Here is a 20,506-nt window from a genome sequence, read left to right as displayed (position 1 = left end):
AAGACGCTACTCGCAGAGGAGACACATCAGTGATCGGCGATGAGGCGCTCGAGTACTATCACGAACTTCTCCGCACGGACCCCGATCTGGAGTCGAGTCTGTGCTGGACGGTGATCCAGCCCCTCGATGGCCCTATTTCGCTGCGTGAAACGGCCAGACGTCTCACCGGCGGCGGCCGTCCTGACGTGGTCGACGTAAACCCGGAAGACCCGTACCCACCAATCCATGCACACGAGACTCCATCCGGCATCGCCCTGCTCGAAGAGGATGGGTTCACGTATGCGGGCCTGGATACGGTCCTGTGCCGGCTCAGTCGCCACGCTCGGGTGTGGCATGTCAGCTGGAATGTGATGGGCGCGTTCTTCTTCTACGCGGCGAATGGTCACATACTCGCGCAGATCAAAGACTTTCCCCTCCCTCGGTCGTATCTGCTCGGCTCGGAGCAGGTGTTTCTCCAAGCAGAAGCAGAGACGCTCGGTTCGGGCGCCTCGCGGATCTGGCCGTCCAAGCGGGCCAGGGCATTGGCGATGATCGAGGCACGCTCAGGCGTACGGCTCCCGCAAGGCTTCTTGGATCGACCTCATCTCGGAATTGAGATCGAGCAACCGATCTCAAGCGAGATTCCGCCCCTTGATTTCGCCTGCCACGAGCCAGGGCTGGACGCTTGGATCCGCAGCGCGCCCGCGCCTGTCCGCAACATCATGCTGCGCCGTGTCGCGGTGACTCTCTTCGACATCTTCGGTCCGGAGGGCGCCGCTATTGAGAGCGTCATCGGACAAGCACGCGGTGGTGAGCAGTTCGACGCGGCCATTCTCTCCGAGGTGAAAAGAGACGTCCTAAATCTCGGATCATGGTGGGAGGGACAGCTCTTCGCTCACCGTGATAGCAACGAAGACGTATGGCGGCGATGGGTCGCGGGCAGGGGTATCTACCACTGTCTGCGCTCTGTATCCGAGGGGGCTACGTATCTCGACGGGCTGACGTACGCGAAGTTTGCCCTTGGAGAGGGCTGGGACAATGCAACGCTCTGGTTGCGAGAAAGGGTCCTGGAAGAAACACGCTGACAGACCTGCACGGGGTGCGTCGGACGGTCGATCAGAAGCCTCGGTTCTGTCCCGCTGCAAGTAGCGGTTTCCTCCCCGGGATGGAGCGTGGCCGTGGTTCATGATCTCACTGATTGAGGCGCCGGAGATCAGATTTGCACCACAACCCGCTGCGCCGCCCGTGGGCCACGACGACTCACGACGCGCAGGCCCAGGAACCCGATGCCCCGAGGCACTGCGGGCGAGGTGACGGCCATGAGAGGTGCCCAGATGCCCGCGAGCTCCTGGGTATCCACGCTGACAGCCGAGGGGGAACAGCCGGTCGTCGATCGCCTGCCCGGCACGGCTTCACCTTCCCGTTCCGCTGGGCGCGATGAAGATCGAGGTCAGGAAATGCGCTTCACGTAAGTGGAGATGAACTCCCAGAGGATATTCCGGTCCGAATGCAGGCTCGCGGTTCTGTCGTGCCAGATGCCTGTGTAGCCTCGCTGAAGATCGAACGCCTCTGTCTTCGGCTTGAGGCCGAGCTCGACGATCTTGTTGGGGAACGGGCCGAACAGCCCGGGTTTTCCGGCCAGATCCGCCTCGTCCCAACGCGGTCCCAAGGTGGGGCCGAGGGCCTCTATCGTCTCCTGTCTGGTGGAATTCAGGAGCGGCCGGTCGTTGATGACTGACATGTCACTCTTGTAGAGGACGTTGTAGGCGAGTTGGACGAACTCGTCGAGACTGGTTCTCGCCCAGAGTTCGCCGACCCTCGTGCGCCGCGAATCCGACGAGCCGAGACTGCTGTCCTTGCCGTCGGTCGTGCTCATCGAACGGCCCTTGGCGAGGTCGAACTCACGGCCGAACTGGCCGACTCGTTTCTGCAGGAAGAAGGGGTTCCGTCTGTCCTCGGCGAACTTCGCGAGCGCGAAGACGGCGACCGCGGGAGCGGTTACCAGGAGAATTGCCGAGGCCCACTTGACGTCATGCCACCGCTTGGCCGGGCTCTGCTTCCAGGCTCTGCCCCTCAGGCTCGCATAACTGGGGGCGGGCCAGGTCCGGGAGGCGAGTGCCGCGCCGGTGCTGAGAACGGCCATGCCGAATCCCACCTCGGCGGCGTGCTTCCAGTTCCAGCCGGCACCGCTGGCCCATCCCGCGGTCGCCAGCACGGTTGTGCTCACCGCCCCGCCGGCCATGATCCGGGAGAATGCCCGCTCCCAGGTGGCCGACTCCATGGCCTCGGCCAGGCCGGTGAGCGCGGGTCCGCCTCGGCGCAGGAGCACGGGCAGCGCGGCGTGGGCACCGGCCATCAACCCGCCGGCGAGCGCTCCGTGGAACATGTCCCGAACCAGCTCCGCCGCATCGACGTCGCCGGTGGCGAACAACTGATCGATCGCGCTCAGTCCGCCGGAGTACATAGCACCCAGCGCGGCCTGCCGGATGACCAGCAAGATGATCCGCAGTGCCAAGCCCTCCGCTCGGAGAAGCCTTCGCACCACAACGTCGAGGAGCGGGCCGAGCCGGGGGGCCAGCAGCCTCGCGAGAAGCATCAGTGTCACCACGAACGCCGCGGATGCCACGAAGCGCCGTCTGGCCTTGACGATCGCGTCATAGGCGATCTGGCCGCAGTAGGCGAGATGCTCGCACCGCCGCCGCAGGTCCGCCAGCGGCCCCTTCTCGCCGTGCACCACTCGCGCGGCCCGCCCGAACGCGGCCGTGGCCGGCCCGAAGCCCGCCCTGGTCACGCGCCCGGCCTGCCCGGCGATCTGCTCCTGAACGTCGCCGACCACGCGTCCCAGCGCCGTCGCGGCATCGCGAAGCCGCGCCACACCGTCGAGATCGGCATCCGGCCACGCGGAGCCGAAGCCCACAGATTCGAGGAACCAGATCGCCTGGCGCACCAAGCCAGGTGGGGGCGTGGTCGTCGGCAGGCCGCTCGGGCCCAGCTCAGGCTTGTACTCCTCCGGATCCGTCAGCCATCCCGGGCACCGCTGCGCGTACGGAATCCCGAGGTTGGCCGCCTCGGCTGCGGCGTACGTGTCGCCGGCGACGACCAATCCGGCCGCCATCCCGCGTAACAGGTTCACCGCCAGGGCGAGGTCGTTCAGCAGGTCGTCACGTAGCCGGGCGAACCCCGGCCTGTCTGCCTCGGGATGGCCCTCGAACAGCGCCCGGCCCAGATCGTCCTGACCGAAGGGCCGCTCATCCATCGCCCGGCAGAACGTGTCCACGCCCCGGGCCAGATCGTCGGCGACCTCCCGGACGCCTCTCCCCGCGCTGACGCAGATCTCCGGGTCGAACTGCGCTGCCCCCGCAAGGGACAGATCGTCGGCGGCGATGTCTCTTCAACCTCATGATTTGCAGCAGGCGGTCGGGCAACTCTAACGGATCAGCCACCCCGGCGGAGTGTGTGGCCGCTCGCCCCGCCACCGGGGCCTGTGACGCTCATGGTCGCTCCCCTCCTGCGCCGAGTCGGCGGGCTCGGCGGGCGCTCCTTCTCATGGTCTTCAGATCGTTGTCCACCGGTGAAAACCGGGTGGAATTTCGCATCGCCTGCCGGGATGCTGGGCATGAGCGATGAGTTTTGTCGGTGGTGCAGGTCAGTCTTTGCTGATGACTACTACTTCTCGTGAGACCCACGGCTGGGACGCCAGCCATGATCACGTCATGTCCGACAATCCCGATCGAGGTGCCGTGTCCAGCCCACAGCTCGACTCACCCGCCACATCAGCGACCGCCGTTCCGGGTCGCACCCCGGCCGTGGTCCGGCTGCTGGTGCTGGCCACCTTCGTGGTCATCCTCAACGAGACGATCATGATCAATGCGATCCCGCGGCTGATGGGCGCGTTGCACATCACCGAGCAGACCGCGCAGTGGCTCTCGACCGCGTTCATGCTGACCATGGCAGCTGTCATCCCGATCAGCGGTTGGTTCCTGCAGCGGGTGTCCACCCGCCGCGCGTACACCACCGCGATGGGTCTGTTCCTGATCGGGACGGCGTTGGCCGCCGTCGCGCCGACGTTCGAGGTGTTGCTGGGCGCCCGCATCATCCAGGCGTCCGGGACGGCGGTGATGATGCCGCTGCTGATGACCACGCTGATGCAGGTGGTGCCCGAGGCGGAGCGGGGCCGGGTTATGGGCAATGTCACCCTTGCCATCTCTGTCGCGCCCGCGATGGGCCCGGCGGTCTCGGGGGTGATCCTCCAATTCGGGTCCTGGCGGTTGCTGTTCGCCGTGGTGCTCCCCATCGCCGCCGTGATCACCTGGCGCGGCCTGAAGCAGCTCGAGAACGTCGGAGAGCCCGAGCTCAGCACCATCGACTGGTTGAGCGTGGTGACCGCCGCCGCCGGCTTCGGCGGCCTGGTCTACGGGCTCAGCCGGTTCGAGGGCGGTGACGTCCGTCTTGCCGCCGCGATCGTGGCAGCCGGTCTGGTCGCCATCGCCGTCTTCGTCGTCCGCCAGCTGGCGTTGCAGAAGCGCGGTGCGCCGCTGATGGACCTGCGTACCCTGCGTCACCGCACCTTCACCGTCGCGCTGATCCTGATGTCGGTGGCCTTCATGGCGATGCTCGGCTCGATGATCATGCTGCCGCTGTACCTGCAGAACGTCCGCGAGCTCAGCCCTCTGGAGACCGGGCTCCTCGTGATGCCGGGCGGCCTCGCGATGGGCCTGCTCGGTCCGGCCGTCGGCCGCCTGTTCGACCAGTTCGGTGGCCGGGTCCTGGTCATCCCCGGCGCGATCGGGATCACGCTCGCGCTCGCCGGCTTCACCCAGGTCACGATGACCATGCCGTACTGGCAGCTCCTCGGTCTGCACGCGCTGCTGATGGTGAGTCTGGCCGCGACCTTCACCCCGGTGTTCACGCTCGGGCTCGGAGCGGTTCCCTCACACCTCTACTCTCACGGCAGCTCGATCCTGAGCACGCTGCAGCAGGTCGCCGCGGCCTTCGGCACCGCGCTCGTGATCACCGTGATGAGCGCGCGAGCCGATGCCCTGAGATCCGCAGGCGTCAGCGAGGCACTCGCCAACCTCGACGGCATGCGGCTGGCTTTCATCATCGGCGCGGTGCTGTCCTTGGCTGTGGTCGTCACCGCCCTGCTCCTGCCGGCCCGTGCGGACAGCGTCGGTGAGCTCGTGGAACCCGGTCGATGACACCAGCGTGGCGGCGGCGGGTGTTGACCACGGTTCAGAAGGCGCCTGTCCGACAGTCACGTGAAGGGCCGGCTCAGCCTGCGGCCTTCTTGATGAGCTCGCCGATCCGTGCCTCGTCGGCGGCGGTCAGCTGCGTCAGAGCGAACGCGGTCGGCCACATGGTGCCCTCGTCGAGGTTCGCCGGGTCGTTGAAGCCGAGCGTGGCGTACCTCGCCTTGAACTTCTGGGCGCTCTGGAAGAAGCAGACGACCTTGCCGTCCCTTGCATAGGCCGGCATCCCGTACCAGAGCTTCGGCGAGAGGGCCGGCGCGCTGGCCTTGACGATCTCATGGATGCGCTCGGCGAGGACGCGGTCCGCCTCCTCCAGCTCGGCGATCTTCGCGAGCACTTCGCTCTCCGGGTCCGGCTTGGCCGCGCCGGAGCCGCGCCGCGTGGAGGCCTTCAGCTCCCGGGCGCGCTCCTTCATCGCGCTCCGCTCCTCCTCCGTGAATCCGTCGTACTTCTCCGCCGCTGCGCCGGTGCTCTTGGCGGACGTCTGCGTGCTCTCCATGGCAGGTTTCCTCTCATACAAGTCTTAAAGGGTTGATCCGGACAATCTGATGCTAGAGATCCGCCGCCGGTGAAGGCTTCTCGAAAACTGATCGGTTACCGCCTGGGTGACGACAGCGGCAGGTCACGGCGTGGTCGCCGGTGATGCGGCCACCCACGCGAACCCGTCCGAGTCCGTGAAGGGCCCGGCGTCCCTGCCGAGCAGGAGCCGGTGCCGTCCATGGGACGCCGTCGCGGTCAAGGCGCCCTCAAGAGCGAGGGACGCGATCGACGTCATGTCCGTCACGCCGGCTGCGGCTCGCTGACGGGCGCTTCTCGGTTCCTGACCGGTCTCGTCACCTGCTTGGCCACGCACGACGGCATCCCGGCCCCGGCGCCCGCGGTGCGGCGCTGGTAGACGCTGGGCGGCATGCCGACCAGCTCGGTGAAGCGGGTGCTGAAGGTGCCCAGCGACGAGCAGCCGACCGCGAAGCAGACGTCGGTGACGCTGAGGTCGCCACGACGCAGCAGCGCCATCGCGCGTTCGATGCGCCGGGTCATCAGGTAGGCGTACGGCGACTCGCCGTAGGCGAGCCGGAACTGCCGGCTGAGGTGCCCGGCCGACACGTGCACGCTGCGGGCCAGCGCCTCGACGTTCAGCGGCTGCGCGTACTCGCGGTCGATCCGATCGCGGACGCGGCGCAGTCGCGCGAGGTCGTTCAGGTGCTGTGCCGCGGTGAGCGCGCGTCCCCATGCGGGATGACACATGAGAGAACTCCTTTCATCGAGGTGTGCGAGCATCCGGGCCGCATGGCGAGGTGCTCGCCGGTGAGGGTGGAGCGGGGCTCAGCGAAGCTGCTGGATGCGGACCAGGTTGCCCGCGGGATCGCGGAAGGCGCAGTCGCGAACGCCGTACGGCTGTTCCGTCGGCTCCTGGACCACCTCGGCGTCGCCGGCCTGCAGCTTCTCGAAGGTGCCGTCCAGGTCCCGGGTGGCCAGCAGGATCCAGCCGTAGGTGCCCTTGGCCATCATCTCGATGATCGTGCGGCGCTCGTCCTCGGTGATGCCGGGGTCGGCGGCCGGCGGCGCCAGGAGAATGGACGTCCCGGGCTGGCCGACGGGGCCGACCGTGATCCAGCGCATCTTGCCGTGCCCGACGTCGCTGCGTACCTCGAAGCCGAGGGTGTCGCGGTAGAAGGCCACAGCGGCGTCCGGGTCGTCATGCGGGAGGAAGGTCGTGTGAATGGTGATGTCCATGGCTGTCACGGTATCCGGGGCCCGGTGACCTGTGCTTCTCCAAAACTGATCGGTCCGGCCACCCGGGATCGACTCCTGTCGGAGATGGCCTACGCGACGTCCGGGATGGCGGGAACCGGTCGGCCGCGGGCGATAGCAGGAGGACGGCCGGTTCTTCCTCTACGGGGTCTGGCGTTCGCAGGAGGACCTCGACCGGCACAACGCGACCCCGCTGCAAGGAGGCGGAGCTGCGCTCATCCCCGAAATCTCCCCCATGAGAATGCGGTCAGCGGGTGAGGATTCGGATGTCGCCGGAGGTGCTCTTCGCGACGATGGTCCGGTCGCTCCGGACGTCCTTGACCTGCGACCGCTCGTCGCCGTACCGGCTCTGCGCCGTCACGGCGTACGCCCCCCGGGGCACCGTCGTCCTGACGTAGCCGTCACGCGACATGACGTCCACCTCCGTCGGCGGCGCGGCGAACGTCAGCCGGACGGCCCCTGAGCTCGTCCGCACCCGTACGCTCGCCGACTTCAGCCCCTCGCCCGCGACCACCCCGTCGGAGCCCAGCAGCCGCAGCCGTCCCGACGTCCGGTGCGCCGTGATGGGCCCGTGCGTCGACACGTCCACGTCCTGGGCGAGGTCGTCGAGGATCACGCCCTCCTCCGCCGCCTGCACCACGATCCGCACGCCGGGCGGCACCCGTACGTGGTAGCGGGCGCCGCAGTCACCGAACACCGTCGTGCAGTCGGCGCCCAGCCGCAGCACCCCGTCCTTGAGCGACCAGGACGCGTTGCCGTCGCCGGCGGCCTTGCCGCGCACCCACCGGTCCACGCGTACCCCGCCCGGGTCGCCGGGCAGGATGCGCAGGCCGCCCGTCGAGCTGCGGATGGTGAGCTGCCCGCCCGAGTGCGCGAACGCGCGGCTGCCGTGCACCTCCTTGGCGTCCAGCTCGATCCCGCAGCCGGCCGTCGCCACCGCGAGCACGGTCACCGCCACCGCCGCCATCGTCCCCGTGATGCGTCTCATGGGAAGATCGTCGTCCGGCGGCGCCGCCCCGCCATCGGCCATCCGGCCGAGTCCGGCTCCGCCGTTCGGCCGCATTTCCCTCCGTGACCGGACAATGCCGCGCTCCTCACCGCCGAACGGGTCAGAAGGGCCTCACCGGCGAAGGGATCAGAAGGGTCTCACCGGCGAAACGGGTCAGAAGAGTCTTCCCGCCGGCCGGGTCAGAAGGCGGCGAGGAGCTTGCGAACGTGGGACAGCGGGTCGGCGCCCATCGGCCGTACCGCGACCGTCGTCGCCCCCGCCTCCCACAGCTCGCGCACCTGCGCGGCGGCCTCCTCCGGCGATCCCACGGCCATGACGACCTCCTCGGGCGTCACGTCGAGGAACGCCGCCTGGCCCTCCGCCGCCGGGCGCATCACCTCACGGGCGTCGTCGCCGACGCACAGGAACGTGAACGCCACCAGCTCGTGCCCCTCCGGCGCGCCGATCTGCTCCAGGATGGCGGGCAACCGGTCGGGCCGCAGCCCCTCGGGGACGATCGTGCCCTGGGCCACGCGGCCCGACAGCGCGAGCGAGCGCGGGCTGACCACCCCGGCCAGCACCGGCGGCGGCTCGGCGGGCGGGTGGACGAGCGAGACGCCGTCCAGGTGCACCGCCCGGCCGTGCAGGGTCACGGTCTCACCGCGCAGCAGGGCCCGTACGGAGGTGATCGTCTCCTCCAGCAGCGCCAGCGGCGACGGTACGGCGGCGCCGACCTGGCGCATCCAGTCCTGTACCCCGTGCCCGATGCCGGCGGCGAGCCGGCCGGGGTGCAGGCGGGCCAGGTTGGCCAGCTCCATCGCCAGCAGCGCGGGGTTGCGCAGGGGAGCGGGGGTGATGCCGATGCCGACCCGCAGGCGTTCGGTCACGGCCAGCGCGGTCGCGGCCGCGGACACGGCGCCGGTCCACCCCAGGTCCTCCACGACCCACAGGTCGGCCACCTCCAGGCCGTCCAGCTCCCGCGCGAAGGGCACCAGCAGCTCCGGCGCCAGGTCGCGGTCGAACATCACTCCGAGCCTCACAGCGGCCTCCTGTGTCGTCACCGTCGGGCGGCACGACCATCCCCGGCGGCGTGCCACGCCTCCCAGGAATGATCGCCTCCACGGGCCGCCTGCCGGTAGAGGGCGGCGGCCGATCGGCATCCGAGTATCCAGTACGGAGCCAGGCCGCGGTCATCCGGTCTCAGGTCGCCGCCCGGAGTCAGGCCGCCGCCGACACCGCCGAGCACGCCTCCTCGACCGACGAGGCCGTCTCGAAGTGACGGTCCAGGTTGGTGATGGTGAGGAGGTGGCTGATCATGCCGTCCGCCAGCACGAGGATGAGTCTGCCATGCACGTGGTGAACATGGTTGAACGCGCTCACCAGAACGCCGAGCCCTACCGAATCGCAGAACGGGACCGCTGTCAGGTCGATGACCACGTTGCTTGAGTCGGTCCTGGTGAGGATGTGGTCCAGCTCCGCCCGCAGACGCGGGGCTCCGGCCACGTCGAGATCACCGACAACGCGCACAACCGTGCAGAGGTCCTCCCGCCAGTACTTGACCACCATGACGGTCCAGTGCCCGAAGTTAGGATACTTATACCTATTTCTTGCATATGTTCTGAGTTGCCGTTTTCGCAGTCGGTGTAGCGGTTGACGTGGGCTTCACCCCCGGGGTCGCCGTCTGGGCCGGTTTCGAGATCTTCGGCTGGTCGCTGCCCACGATGACCTCGACGCCCTTCACATCCGCCGCCTCGCGCAGCTCCGCCCCGGGGATCGCGGCGGCGACGGTGCGGGCGGAGTCCTCGCGGTCGGCGGCGTAGCGGATGACCGTCTTCTTGTAGTCCTTGCGCGGGGTGTTGCCCGGCTGGTCCGGCACGCGGAACCCGGCCGCCACCAGCGCCTCCTTCGTCCGGGCGCCCAGACCCGTGACGAGCGTGCCGTTCTTGACCGTGACCGCGATGCGCTCCGGCGGGATCGCCTCGCCGGCGGGCTTGGCGGTGGCGCTCGCCGAGGAGGAGGCGGAGGGCGAGGCACTGGGCTTGACCAGGTCCTCGTCGGCGCCGATCCGCCGGAACAGCTCGCGCGCCGCCGTCTCGTCCCACAGCACCGCCGACTCGCCGGTCGGCGCCTTGAAGTCCACGTTCTTCAACGGCACGTCCGCGAACGCGACGTCGTCCAGCGAGACGTCGCGCATCTGCGTGGCCAGCCCCATCAGCCCGTCGTCGGGATCGACCTTGATCGTGCGCAGCGTGGAGTCGACGAACGCGGCCAGCTTGGCCGGGTTGGCCAGCGTGCCGGCGCTGAGAGCGCGGTTCAGCAGCGCGGAGATGACCTGCTGCTGCCGGTCGATGCGGTCGAGGTCGGAGCGGGCCGTGGCGCGGGTGCGGGCGTAGCCGAGCGCCTGAGCGCCGTGCAGCTCGTGGGTCCCGGCGGTGAGCGTGAGCCCCGCCTTGGGGTCGTTGATGGCGACCGGGGTGCACACCGTGACGCCGCCGAGCGCGTCCACGACGTCGATGAAGCCGAGGACGTTCACCTCGATGTAGCGGTTGATGGACAGCCCCGTGACCTGCTCCACGGTCTGCTTGGCGAGCTTCGGCCCGCCGAACTGGTACGCGGAGTTGATCTTGTGCTGGCCCTTGCCGGGGATGGTCGTCCAGGTGTCGCGGGGGAGGCTCACGACGGTCACCTTGCTGTGGTCCTCGGACAGGTGGATGACCATCATCGTGTCGGTCCGCTGCCCGACCTCACGGCCCAGCTTGAGCTGGTTCTGCTGCTTACGGGTGAGGTCGTCGCGCTTGTCGACGCCGACGAGCAGGACGTTCATCGCGCCGCGGGACACCGGCTCGGTCACGCCCGCGTCGACCGTGCCGATCTGCCTGGGGGTCGCCCACACCACGCCGGTGCCGACCAGCACCCCGGCCGACAACAGGCCGGACAGGATCAGGTTGCGCCGACGCGCCCGCGCGCCGCGGCCCTGCCTGCGCTTACGACCTGGCGCGAGCCTGACGCCGCCGTAGGCGTCTCCGCCCACATGCACCCCAGCGTCCTCCTCGCCCGGGTCGCGCATCCCGTCCCCCTCATGTGCCGCCGCGAGGATCGGGCCTTCGATTGCCCTCCTCCCCTGCCCGTACAGTAGCGTGAGCCCCGCCATGAAGCAGTTCCCCGACTCGCCGCACGCGCCAGCGGAGACCCGAAGCTGGCCGCCCATCTCCGTCGTCATGCCGGTCCTCAACGAGGAGCGGCATCTTCGCGAGGCCGTCCACCAGATCCTCGCCCAGAGCTATCCGGGCGAGATCGAGGTCATCCTCGCCGTGGGACCCTCCCAAGACCGCACCCAGGAGGTCGCCGACGCCATCGCGGCGGCCGACCGGCGGGTCGTCGTGGTGCCCAACCCGACGGGCCGCACGCCCAACGCGCTCAACGCCGCCATCGCGGCCTCGCGCAACGGCATCGTCGCCCGGGTCGACGGGCACGCCATGCTGCCGCCCGACTACCTGCGGGTGGCGGTCGAGACGCTGGAGGAGACCGGCGCCGACAACGTGGGCGGCGTCATGGCGGCCGAGGGCGTGACCGCCTTCGAGCAGGCCGTCGCCTGCGCCATGACCTCCAAGATCGGCGTCGGCGCCGCGGCCTTCCACGTGGGCGGCACGGCCGGCCCGGCCGACACGGTCTACCTGGGCGTGTTCCGTCGCTCCGCGCTCGACCGTGTCGGCGGCTACGACGAGCACTTCCTGCGCGCCCAGGACTGGGAGATGAACCACCGCATCCGCCAGAGCGGCGGCCTGGTGTGGTTCCAGCCGCGCATGCGGGTGTCCTACCGGCCCCGGCCCAACGTCAAGGCGCTGGCCAAGCAGTACTTCCACTACGGCCGCTGGCGCCGCGTCGTCTCGCGCACCCATGAAGGCACGATCAACCTGCGCTACCTCGCGCCGCCCGCCGCCGTGCTGGCCATCGCGCTCGGGCTGGTCGTCTCGCCGTTCTTCCCGCTCGGGCTGGTGATCCCGGGCGGGTACGCGCTGGCCATCGTGGTCGGCTCGGTGCTGACGGGCAGCGGCCATCCGGCGGCGGTCAAGGCGAAACTGCCGCTGGTGTACGCCACCATGCACCTCTCGTGGGGCTGGGGCTTCCTGACCAGCCCCCGCAAGCTGGCCCGCCCGTCGCCCCAGCAGGGCGACCTGGCGCTGCACTGACGACCGCCACGGGCGCGCGCACCACGAGGTGCACGCGCCCGTCCAGGGCCGTCCGCGCCCCGTACGAGCCGGTCCGTGCCGTACGGATGGCCGGGCGCTCGCGGAGGGCGTCAGCCGTCCCCGAGCGAGAGGACGTCAGCCGTCCCCGAGTGAGAGGGCGTCAGCCGTCGCCGAGTGACGGGTCCACGACCTGGCCCGTGAGGCCGGACGCCAGCACGGCCAGCGACGCCCGCGCCGCTTCGCCCGCCGTCCCGCCGGCGGTGACGCAGTTGACCCGCACGCCCTCGACGGCCCACTCGGCGGCCAGGGACCGGGCGAGCGCGGTCACCGCCGCCCCGGCCGGCGCCCGCAGCGCGTCCCCCGGGCCCGGCAGAGCCCCAGCCGCGTCCACCATGCCGGGGGCGTCCGGCGGCGCCGGGGCCCACAGGAGCAGCCCCCCGCCGCTCTCCCGCAGGCGCGGGTACGCGGCCCGCGCCACGTTGACCGGCCCCAGGTAGCCGGACACCGCCGCCTCGGCCACGCTCTCGTCCGTGGCGTCCACGAGGCTCCCCGCCCGTCCCGGGGACACGGCCAGGACCAGGTGGTCGATCCGCCCCACCCCGGCCAGGGCCTTGGCCACGGCGGCATGGTCGTCCAGCCGCAGTCCGTCCCGCTCGCGGGACAGGACCCGCACCACCGCGCCGTGCCCGGCGGCCAGCTCGGCCAGCTCCGCCGTCACCCGCGCGTCCGCGCCTTCAGGACCCGTGCCCCCCGGACCCGCTCCCGCGTCGAGCACCACCACGGTCCGCCCCGCCAGCGCCGCCCGCAGACCCGCCTCCGGCACCACCGGCACCGGCGACGTCGCGAGGAGGCCGGCCGCGATCCGCGCGTCCACCGGATGAGTGATCTTCAGGTTGCGCTCGCTGCCCGGCACGATGTGGATGGGCACGTCCGGCAGGTACCGCAGCACCACCCCGCAGTCGTCCGTCGCCGGCCGGCTGCCGAAGTCCGGGTCCGCCAACGCCCGCTCGTACGCCTCCCTGATGACCGACAACCGGAAGCACTGCGGCGTCTGCGCGCGCCGCAGCCGGGACCGGTCCAGAACCTCCGCAATGGTCTCCCCGGCGGGGCCCTGGTCGACCGTGAAGATGGTGTCGGAGCTGGGGATCGCCACCTCGACGGCGCGGTGGGTCCGCAGGGCCCGCACACAGTCCGTGATGATCCGGGGCTCCAGCAGGGGCCGGACGGCGTCGTGCAGCAGCACGTCGCACTCCTCCGTGCCGATCGCCTGGAGCGCCCGCCAGGTGCTCTCCGTGCGGCTCGCCCCGCCCTCGACGACCTGGCTGACCTTACGGAACCCGGCGCGCCCGACCAGCTCCCTGGCCTCGTCCGCCAGGCCCGGCGTCATCAGCACCACGACCTCGTCGATGTCGGGGGAGCCGTCGAACAAGGCGATCGTGTGCTCCAGGACCGTCCGCCCGGCGATCGTGGCGAGCTGCTTGGGCCGCCCGAGCCCCATCCGCTGCCCCACTCCGCCCGCCAGAACGACCCCGACGGCGCGCAACCCAGAATCCATACCCGGAGCGTAACGGTCTGGGTCCGTGATATCCCGTCGCCCTGTCGCTACGCTGAGTCCACGCACTCCCTCACTACCGGGAGGACCTGCGCTTTGACCGACTCCTTGACCCGCGCGAGCTCGGCCGCCTCGGTGGTCCTGCTCGCCACGACTCCGGCATGCAGGCTCTCCTGCGCGGACGGCACACTGCTCGACCGGCTCGGCGACCAGCTCGCGACGCTCTCCGTCCGCGACGTACAGGTGCTGACGCCAGGCGGTGCGCTGCTCACGCACGGAGAGCAGCCCGACGCGGAGCATGCCGAAAACGCCGGAGGGCTCGGCGCCGACCTGCGGGCCGTGGCCAAGCTGGCCCGCGGCTCGACCGGCGCCGTCGTCGTGCTGCCCGCCGACCTCGTCGCCCACACCGACGCGCTGGGGCTGCTGCTCCAGCACCCCGCGCGCGGCTCCGCCGCGCTCGTCTCGTCCGACGCGGACGGCGGGCCGCTGCGCCCGCCCGTGCGGGTGGAGGGCGGCCGGGTGGTCGCCGCGGGCAGCTCCTTCCACACGGTTCCGCAGGCCAACGCCACCTTCCGCGGCGTGCTCCAGGCGGGCGAGGGCGACCTCGCCTCGCTCGCCGACGTCGCGGAGGAGTTGGCCGACCTCGCCGAGAGCGGGCGGCTCGGCCCGGTCAGCACCATCGAGGCCGTGGACCTGCTCCTGGTGGGCATGGTCAGGGCCGGCGCGCGGGTCCGCGCCGCCCGGCTCGGCCGGTTGCACGCCGACCGGGTGACCGGGCAGTCCACCTGCGACGGCGCGATGGCCCGCCTCGCGGAGGTGGACGAGGACCAGGTACGCCTCGACACCGCGATCAAGGACCGCGACGGCTTCTTCACCACGTTCTTCGTCTCCACCTGGTCACGCCATCTGGTGCGCCCCGCGGCCCGGCTCAAGCTCACGCCCAACACCGTCACGGGCTGCTCCGTCGCCCTGGCCGTCCTCGCGGCGGTCTGGTTCTCGGCCGGCACGCGCGGCGGGCAGGTGGCGGGGGCCGCGCTGGTCTACCTGTCGTTCGTGCTCGACTGCCTGGACGGCCAGCTCGCCCGCTACACCCGCGCGTTCACCCCGCTCGGGGCGTGGGCGGACGGGATGGCCGACCGGCTGAAGGAGTACGTCGTCTACGCCGGTCTGGCGCTCGGCTACGCCGACGGCCTGCCGTGGCAGAACGGCGGACCCGACGGCATCTGGTACCTCGCCATCGCCGCGATGATCCTCCAGGTCGTCCGGCACGCGATCGACTTCGCGTTCGGGGGATCGGTGGCGGACGCCAACCGCATCGGCGCGATGTGGGCCAAGCCGGTGCGCTCGCTGCTGGAGGAGACCGACGGGCGGGCCGGCGCTCCCGCGCCGGGAGTGCTGGGCATCGCCCACCGGCTGGAGCGCGACTCGATCGTCCGCTGGGCGAAGAAGATGATCGTCCTGCCCATCGGCGAGCGGATGGCGCTGATCGCCGTGACCGCCGCGCTGTTCAACGCCCGCGTGACATTCGCGGCGCTCATCACCTGGGGCAGCGTCGCGGCCCTCTACCAGCTCACCGGGCGGATCGCGAGGTCGACGCGATGATCACCGTGCACATGACACCGGTGCCGAGGAGCACGGTCGTCGCCTACCGCGACGACGGGTCGCTCTCGCGCGGCATGGGCGCGCTCGTGGCGGGCCAGCTCCCGCCGCTGCCGCCGGTCGTCGCGGGCGCGTTCGTCACCGGCGTGCTGCTGATGCTGGGCGTGGCCGGCAGCGACGGGCTGGCGCTCTTCGCGCCGGCCGTGACGCTGCTGCTGGCCGGGCCGGGCAGCTCCCACCCGCACGACGGGCGCTTCGACTGGCTCGTGCCGCCGATCCTGCGGGTGATCGAGTACTCCTTCGTCGCCGCCTGCGGGTTCGCCCACGGCGTCCATCCGGTGCTGATCGTGGTGCTGCTGGGCGCGCTCGCCTTCCACCACTACGACCTGGTGTACCGGCTGCGGCAGCGGGTCTACCCGCCGCCGTGGCTGTCCAAGTTCGGACTCGGGTGGGAGGGGCGGATGCTGGTGATCGCGCTGGCGGGCGTCGCCGGCGTGATGACGTTCGGTTACGCGCTCCTCGCGCTCTATCTGTGGGGCCTGTTCGCGTGGGAGAGCCTCACCTGCTGGCTCGCCGCGCCCCGCTCCGGACCGGAGCCCGCGCCCGAGGTGGCCGACATGGGAACACAAGACTGACGCCGGATTACCCGCACAGGGCCCAAAGCCAACTAACCTTTGGGCCTACGGTGGTGCGCGTCCGGCGACCCACCACGTGACGGAGTCCGTGCGTACGGTGGGGCGCGTTCAGCGATCCGCCGCCGGGACGGGGTCCGTCCGTACGGAGTCATGCTCGACTGAGGAGTGCACGTTGCTGGGAATGGTGCTGGCCGCTGGAGCCGGAAGACGTCTGCGGCCGTACACCGACACGCTGCCCAAGGCTCTCGTGCCGGTCGACGGCGAGACGACGATCATGGACATCGCGCTGCGCAACCTCGCCGAGGTGGACCTGCGCGAGGTCGTGGTCGTCGTGGGATACGCCGCCCAGGCGGTGCACGAGCGCAAGGAGGAGCTGGAGCGGCGCCACGGCGTCAAGCTCACCCTCGTGCACAACGACAAGGCCGAGGAGTGGAACAACGCCTACTCCCTGTGGTGCGCCCGCGAGTACTTCGCGCAGGGCGCGCTGCTCGTCAACGGCGACACCGTCCACCCCGTCTCGGTCGAGAAGACGCTCCTGTCGGCTCCCGAGACCAGCGACATCCTGCTCGCGGTCGACGACGTGAAGAAGCTGGCCGACGAGGAGATGAAGGTCACCCTCGACGGCGGCGCGGTCAAGCGGATCACCAAGCTCATGGACCCGGCCGAGGCGTACGGCGAGTACATCGGGGCGACGCTGATCCGGCCGGGCGCCGCCGAACGGCTCGCCGACGCGCTGCGCGCCACGTTCGAGCGCGACCCGCAGCTCTACTACGAGGACGGCTACCAGGAGATGATCGAGCGCGGCGAGGGCATCCACGTCGCGCCGATCGGCGAGGTCGACTGGGTCGAGGTGGACAACCACGACGACCTGGCCAAGGCCCGCACCATCGCCGTCCGCTACTGAGGGGGCCTGGATGCCGCTTCCAGCCGCTCCTGAGGGGGCCGCATGCCGCTGCTAGCGCGGATGCTGCCGGCGCCGCTGACCATGGAGGTCAGGCGGGGCGCGGTGGCGCAGCTCGGCGCGTTGCTCGCCGACAGCCGGGTGGCGACCTCCGGCCGTGTCGCGGTGGCGGTCGGGCCGGGCCAGGGCGACCACATCGAGGGCCTGATCGCGCCCACGCTCGACGAGGCCGAGGTGTTCCGGGTCGCCGACGGGTCGGTCGAGGCCGCCGTCTCGCTCGGCGCCGACCTGCGTAAGGGCGCCTACGAGGTGGTCGTGGGCGTCGGCGGCGGGCGCACGATCGACGCGACGAAGTACGCCGCCTCCCTGGCGGGCATCCCGATGGTCGCCGTGGCCACCAACCTGTCCCACGACGGCATCTGTTCCCCGACGGCCTCGCTGACGTACGAGGGCGGCAAGGGCTCCTTCGGCGTGCCGATGCCGCTGGCGATCCTGGTGGATCTCGACTTCGTGCACAACGCGCCGGAGTCGCTGGTCCGCTCGGGCGTGGGCGACGTGGTGAGCAACCTGTCGGCCATCGACGACTGGATCCTCAGCAACGTCGAGCGCGGCGAGCCGATCGACGGCCTGGCCTGCTCGATGGCGCGCACCTCCGCCGAGGCGCTGATCGGCCGCCCCGACTCGATCGAGTCCGACGCGTTCCTGACGGTCCTCGCCGAATCCCTGATCCTGTCGGGGATGTCGATGGTGATCGCCGGGTCCTCACGTCCTTCGAGCGGCGGCGACCATGAGATCCTTCATGCCGTGGACCAACTCTTCCCGGGCACCTCCAACCACGGCGAGCTCGCCGGCATCGGTGCCGCCTTCTGCTTCTTCCTCAGGGAGGACGACGCCCGGCTCGCGCAGGTGACGGGCTGCCTGCGCCGGCACAAGCTGCCCGTGTCGCCGGCCGAGATCGGGCTGAGCACGGAGCAGTTCGCCGAGGCCGTCGCGCTGGCCCCCGCCACGCGTCCCGGCCGCTACACGATCTTGGAGCATCTTCGCATGGGGGAGTCCGAGATCCGCGATCGGGTGGAGGACTATGTCCGGGCCTTCGGTAGCTGAGCTGCGGCGGGTGGCCCAGCCCGCGGGCCACCTGGAGCGTAGGAACGGCGAGCACTGGGCAGGCGTGCTCTACATGCGCCGGATGTCCATCTACGTCACCTGGCTGATGACCAAGACGCCCGTCACGCCCAACCAGCTCACCTGGGTGATGACGCTGGCGGGGGTCGCGGCCGGGGTCGTGCTGGCGCTGCCGGGGTTCTGGGCCGTCGTGGTCGCCGCCCTGCTCGTGCAGGTCTACCTGCTGCTCGACTGCTCCGACGGCGAGCTGGCCCGCTGGACCGGCAAGACCTCGCTGACCGGCGTCTACCTGGACCGCGTCGGCGCCTACTTCACCGAGGCCGCGGTGCTCGTCGGCCTCGGCTGGCGGGTCTCGGCCGTCCTGCCCGACTGGTACACCGTGCTGGGGGTCGCCGCCGCGCTCGGCGCGATCCTCATCAAGGCCGAGACCGACCTCGTGGACGTGGCGCGGGCCAAGGGCGGCCTGCCGGCCGCCACCGAGGCGTCCGTGGCGCAGTTCCGCTCCGGGTTGCTGGGGCTGGGCAGGCGGGTGCTGGGGGCCACGAAGTTCCACCGCATCGTGCAGCCGATCGAGCTTTCGCTGCTCGTCGTGGTGACCACGGTGATCGACATGGTGATCGGCGGCTTCACGGCCACCCGGGTGCTGCTGGTCGCCTGCTTCGTGGCGGCCTGCCTCCAGGTCGTGCTCCATCTGGTCAGCATCATGGCGTCGAGGCGGCTTGCTTGATCAGAAGCCCGGAACCGGTTGCCCGTCTCGGCCGTCGTATAGATCGGACCTCCGTCGTTCGGCGGGGGTTCACGACCGGTTCCGATACGCTTAGCTCCACCAACATCAGGACCATGCGACCAGCAGACTCGGTGATCATGAAAGAATGCTCCGCTCGTGCTCTCAACGCGTCAGGACGATGATTCGTTGAAGATCTCGTGCGTCATCCTCACCATGGGCAACCGGGTCGCGGAGCTGAACCGGGCGGTCGAGTCCGCGCTCAACCAGATCGACGGCGACGTCGAAGTGGTGATCGTCGGCAACGGCGCCGACGTGCCCGAGGTGTCGGCGACGCCACCCGAGGGCTCGGCCGCGATCGTCAAGACGATCCGGCTCGACCGCAACACCGGCATCCCGGCCGGCCGCAACCGCGGCGTCGAGGAGTGCTCCGGTGACGTCGTGCTGTTCCTCGACGACGACGGCTGGTACGCCAACCAGAAGGTCGTCTCGCACGTGCGCGACCGGTTCGCCACCGAGCCCGACCTCGCCGTCATCTCGTTCCGCGTGATGGACCCGGAGGGCGGCACCGGCCAGCGCCGCCACGTGCCCCGGCTGCGCGCGGGCGATCCCGAGCGGTCCTCGCCGGTCACCACGTTCCTCGGCGGCGCCTCGGCCATCAGACGCTCGGCCTTCCTCCAGGTGGGGGGGCTGCCCGAGCGGTTCTTCTACGCCCACGAGGAGACCGACCTGGCCTGGCGGCTGCTCGGCGAGGGCTACCGGATCGAGTACGACGCCGAGACGGTCATGTACCACCCGCAGGTCCCGCCGACCCGGCACTCCGACTTCCACCGGCTCAACGCCCGCAACCGGGTCTGGCTGGCCCGCCGCAACCTGCCGTGGCCGCTGGCGGCCCTCTACCTGCTCGACTGGATCGTGCTGACCGTGATCCGCGAGCGCGGCTCCTCCGAGGCGCTGAAGGCGTGGTTCGCCGGCTTCCTCGAAGGGCTGCGCACGTCCGCCGGCGAGCGCCGTCCGATGGCGTGGCGGACCGCCTGGCGTATGGTGAAGCTCGGCCGCCCCCCGATCGTCTGACCAGCCCTCCGGCCCGTCCGGAGGCACGGTCCGCCTAGGGGTTGAGCGCCTCGCCGAAGGTCATCTCCACCCGCGCCACCGTGGTCGAGGTCAGGGCCCGCTTGGGCAGGCCCAGCTCGCTCAGCTCCTTGGCGATGGGGTGGTTGCCGAGCCGGATCAGCGCCCCGCCCGGCCGTACCCTGACCCCCCGCGGACGCACCGACCACGGCACGCGCCGCGTCAGCCCGTCGCGGTGCGTGTAGGCGTCGAGCGGCGTCATGGGCCCCGAACCGGGCACGGGCAGGCCCGGCCGGAGCAGCAGGTCGAGCACCAGCCGGCCGTCCTTGCGCACGATGCAGCGCTTGTACGGCGACGACAGCCGCAGCTCGATGTCCGCCAGCTCCTTCGGGAACCCCCAGATCGACCGCCCGGCCTCCAGCGTGAACCGCTGGTCCACCGGCAGCCAGTGGATGAACACGCCCGCCTGCCTCAGGTCGGCCAGCCCGGCCGACCCCGCCACGCCCGGCGGCCTGACCATGAAGGCCATGCCGAACTCGTGGTACTGATCGAGGTCGCCGTCGCGGTAGTCGACGAACGTCAGCACGCAGACGGCCTTGCCCGGGAACACCTCGGCCACGTCCAGCCCGGAATAGGCGATCACCGCCCGGGCCGCGTCGGCCCGCACGGGGAACATCGCGCTGCAGACGGTCGCGTCTCTCACCTCGACAGGCATGCTGACCGTACGCCCTTGGATCACATGCG

At 70.5% G+C, this 20,506-nt stretch carries 19 protein-coding genes; 9 read left to right on the top strand and 10 right to left on the bottom strand.

Annotated features, from left to right (window positions below):
* Positions 1-29: 29 nt before the first annotated feature.
* Complete coding sequence (locus MTP10_RS07135) at positions 30-1,064, top strand: hypothetical protein (protein ID WP_310708221.1); 1,035 nt, start codon at positions 30-32, stop codon at positions 1,062-1,064.
* A gap of 365 nt (positions 1,065-1,429) precedes the next feature.
* Here the strand turns inward: MTP10_RS07135 and MTP10_RS07130 are convergent, their stop codons facing one another.
* On the bottom strand, positions 1,430-3,256 hold the full coding sequence (locus tag MTP10_RS07130; protein ID WP_310708220.1) for a sugar transferase: 1,827 nt from the start codon (positions 3,254-3,256) through the stop codon (positions 1,430-1,432).
* 529 nt (positions 3,257-3,785) lie between these two features.
* Here MTP10_RS07130 and MTP10_RS07125 point away from each other — a divergent pair.
* Positions 3,786-5,177 carry an MDR family MFS transporter gene (locus MTP10_RS07125; RefSeq protein ID WP_310708219.1) on the top strand — a complete coding sequence of 464 codons (1,392 nt, stop codon included), beginning with the start codon at positions 3,786-3,788 and terminating at the stop codon, positions 5,175-5,177.
* Positions 5,178-5,250: 73 nt separating this feature from the next.
* Here the strand turns inward: MTP10_RS07125 and MTP10_RS07120 are convergent, their stop codons facing one another.
* The 7 genes from MTP10_RS07120 to MTP10_RS07090 form a co-directional block, all read right to left on the bottom strand.
* Complete coding sequence (locus tag MTP10_RS07120) at positions 5,251-5,727, bottom strand: DUF1801 domain-containing protein (protein WP_310708218.1); 477 nt, start codon at positions 5,725-5,727, stop codon at positions 5,251-5,253.
* Positions 5,728-6,008: 281 nt separating this feature from the next.
* The gene (locus tag MTP10_RS07115; protein WP_310708217.1) at positions 6,009-6,473 is read right to left on the bottom strand and encodes a helix-turn-helix transcriptional regulator; all 465 of its coding nucleotides are present in this window, start codon (positions 6,471-6,473) and stop codon (positions 6,009-6,011) included.
* Between the two features lie 78 nt (positions 6,474-6,551).
* Positions 6,552-6,962 carry a VOC family protein gene (locus tag MTP10_RS07110; protein WP_310708216.1) on the bottom strand — a complete coding sequence of 137 codons (411 nt, stop codon included), beginning with the start codon at positions 6,960-6,962 and terminating at the stop codon, positions 6,552-6,554.
* A gap of 265 nt (positions 6,963-7,227) precedes the next feature.
* Positions 7,228-7,968 (bottom strand): DUF4097 family beta strand repeat-containing protein, encoded by a 741-nt coding sequence (locus MTP10_RS07105; protein ID WP_310708215.1) that lies wholly within the window; start codon positions 7,966-7,968, stop codon positions 7,228-7,230.
* 200 nt (positions 7,969-8,168) lie between these two features.
* Positions 8,169-9,008 (bottom strand): LLM class flavin-dependent oxidoreductase, encoded by an 840-nt coding sequence (locus tag MTP10_RS07100; RefSeq protein ID WP_310708214.1) that lies wholly within the window; start codon positions 9,006-9,008, stop codon positions 8,169-8,171.
* A gap of 178 nt (positions 9,009-9,186) precedes the next feature.
* Positions 9,187-9,534: an STAS domain-containing protein gene (locus MTP10_RS07095; protein ID WP_310708213.1), complete on the bottom strand. Its 348-nt coding sequence runs from the start codon at positions 9,532-9,534 to the stop codon at positions 9,187-9,189.
* A gap of 34 nt (positions 9,535-9,568) precedes the next feature.
* The gene (locus MTP10_RS07090) at positions 9,569-11,005 is read right to left on the bottom strand and encodes an LCP family protein (RefSeq protein WP_310708212.1); all 1,437 of its coding nucleotides are present in this window, start codon (positions 11,003-11,005) and stop codon (positions 9,569-9,571) included.
* A 112-nt stretch (positions 11,006-11,117) separates the two neighbouring features.
* Here MTP10_RS07090 and MTP10_RS07085 point away from each other — a divergent pair, with 112 nt between their 5' ends.
* Complete coding sequence (locus MTP10_RS07085) at positions 11,118-12,158, top strand: glycosyltransferase family 2 protein (RefSeq protein ID WP_310708211.1); 1,041 nt, start codon at positions 11,118-11,120, stop codon at positions 12,156-12,158.
* Positions 12,159-12,318: 160 nt separating this feature from the next.
* On the opposite strand, the gene MTP10_RS07080 is transcribed toward MTP10_RS07085, so the two are convergent.
* Positions 12,319-13,713 (bottom strand): bifunctional cytidylyltransferase/SDR family oxidoreductase, encoded by a 1,395-nt coding sequence (locus MTP10_RS07080; protein WP_310708210.1) that lies wholly within the window; start codon positions 13,711-13,713, stop codon positions 12,319-12,321.
* A gap of 93 nt (positions 13,714-13,806) precedes the next feature.
* On the opposite strand from MTP10_RS07080, the gene MTP10_RS07075 reads away from it, so the two are divergent.
* From MTP10_RS07075 to MTP10_RS07050, 6 genes are all read left to right on the top strand, one after another.
* Entirely contained in the window at positions 13,807-15,312 is a 1,506-nt protein-coding gene (locus MTP10_RS07075) for a CDP-alcohol phosphatidyltransferase family protein (RefSeq protein WP_310708209.1), read from the top strand.
* Positions 15,309-15,944, top strand: coding sequence for a DUF5941 domain-containing protein (locus tag MTP10_RS07070; protein WP_310708208.1), 636 nt, complete (start codon positions 15,309-15,311; stop codon positions 15,942-15,944). The genes MTP10_RS07075 and MTP10_RS07070 overlap by 4 nt, the downstream gene beginning before the upstream one ends.
* Positions 15,945-16,116: 172 nt before the next feature.
* Positions 16,117-16,848 carry a phosphocholine cytidylyltransferase family protein gene (locus tag MTP10_RS07065; RefSeq protein WP_310708207.1) on the top strand — a complete coding sequence of 244 codons (732 nt, stop codon included), beginning with the start codon at positions 16,117-16,119 and terminating at the stop codon, positions 16,846-16,848.
* A gap of 60 nt (positions 16,849-16,908) precedes the next feature.
* Positions 16,909-17,949 carry an iron-containing alcohol dehydrogenase family protein gene (locus MTP10_RS07060; RefSeq protein ID WP_310708548.1) on the top strand — a complete coding sequence of 347 codons (1,041 nt, stop codon included), beginning with the start codon at positions 16,909-16,911 and terminating at the stop codon, positions 17,947-17,949.
* Positions 17,927-18,694, top strand: a complete 768-nt coding sequence (locus MTP10_RS07055) for a CDP-alcohol phosphatidyltransferase family protein (RefSeq protein WP_310708206.1) — start codon at positions 17,927-17,929, stop codon at positions 18,692-18,694. The genes MTP10_RS07060 and MTP10_RS07055 overlap by 23 nt, the downstream gene beginning before the upstream one ends.
* A 186-nt stretch (positions 18,695-18,880) precedes the next feature.
* Positions 18,881-19,765, top strand: coding sequence for a glycosyltransferase (locus MTP10_RS07050; protein ID WP_310708205.1), 885 nt, complete (start codon positions 18,881-18,883; stop codon positions 19,763-19,765).
* A 34-nt stretch (positions 19,766-19,799) separates the two neighbouring features.
* Here MTP10_RS07050 and MTP10_RS07045 read toward each other — a convergent pair whose 3' ends face one another.
* On the bottom strand, positions 19,800-20,477 hold the full coding sequence (locus MTP10_RS07045; RefSeq protein ID WP_310708204.1) for an acetoacetate decarboxylase family protein: 678 nt from the start codon (positions 20,475-20,477) through the stop codon (positions 19,800-19,802).
* Positions 20,478-20,506: the final 29 nt, after the last annotated feature.

This window comes from Nonomuraea sp. 3-1Str (assembly GCF_031570565.1).
In the GTDB taxonomy this organism is placed as follows: domain Bacteria; phylum Actinomycetota; class Actinomycetes; order Streptosporangiales; family Streptosporangiaceae; genus Nonomuraea.
Note: the sequence above shows the minus strand (reverse complement) of the source record. Positions and strands in the feature narration are given on the sequence as shown.

Excerpts from the sequence above, each read along its gene's own strand:
- MTP10_RS07060 (WP_310708548.1), top strand. The coding sequence starts at position 16,909 with ATGCTGCCGGCGCCGCTGACCATGGAGGTCAGGCGGGGCGCGGTGGCG.
- MTP10_RS07045 (WP_310708204.1), bottom strand. The coding sequence starts at position 20,477 with ATGCCTGTCGAGGTGAGAGACGCGACCGTCTGCAGCGCGATGTTCCCC.
- MTP10_RS07115 (WP_310708217.1), bottom strand. The coding sequence starts at position 6,473 with ATGTGTCATCCCGCATGGGGACGCGCGCTCACCGCGGCACAGCACCTG.
- MTP10_RS07085 (WP_310708211.1), top strand. The coding sequence starts at position 11,118 with ATGAAGCAGTTCCCCGACTCGCCGCACGCGCCAGCGGAGACCCGAAGC.
- MTP10_RS07120 (WP_310708218.1), bottom strand. The coding sequence starts at position 5,727 with ATGGAGAGCACGCAGACGTCCGCCAAGAGCACCGGCGCAGCGGCGGAG.
- MTP10_RS07095 (WP_310708213.1), bottom strand. The coding sequence starts at position 9,534 with ATGGTGGTCAAGTACTGGCGGGAGGACCTCTGCACGGTTGTGCGCGTT.
- MTP10_RS07080 (WP_310708210.1), bottom strand. The coding sequence starts at position 13,713 with ATGGATTCTGGGTTGCGCGCCGTCGGGGTCGTTCTGGCGGGCGGAGTG.
- MTP10_RS07070 (WP_310708208.1), top strand. The coding sequence starts at position 15,309 with ATGATCACCGTGCACATGACACCGGTGCCGAGGAGCACGGTCGTCGCC.
- MTP10_RS07055 (WP_310708206.1), top strand. The coding sequence starts at position 17,927 with ATGTCCGGGCCTTCGGTAGCTGAGCTGCGGCGGGTGGCCCAGCCCGCG.
- MTP10_RS07110 (WP_310708216.1), bottom strand. The coding sequence starts at position 6,962 with ATGGACATCACCATTCACACGACCTTCCTCCCGCATGACGACCCGGAC.
- MTP10_RS07105 (WP_310708215.1), bottom strand. The coding sequence starts at position 7,968 with ATGAGACGCATCACGGGGACGATGGCGGCGGTGGCGGTGACCGTGCTC.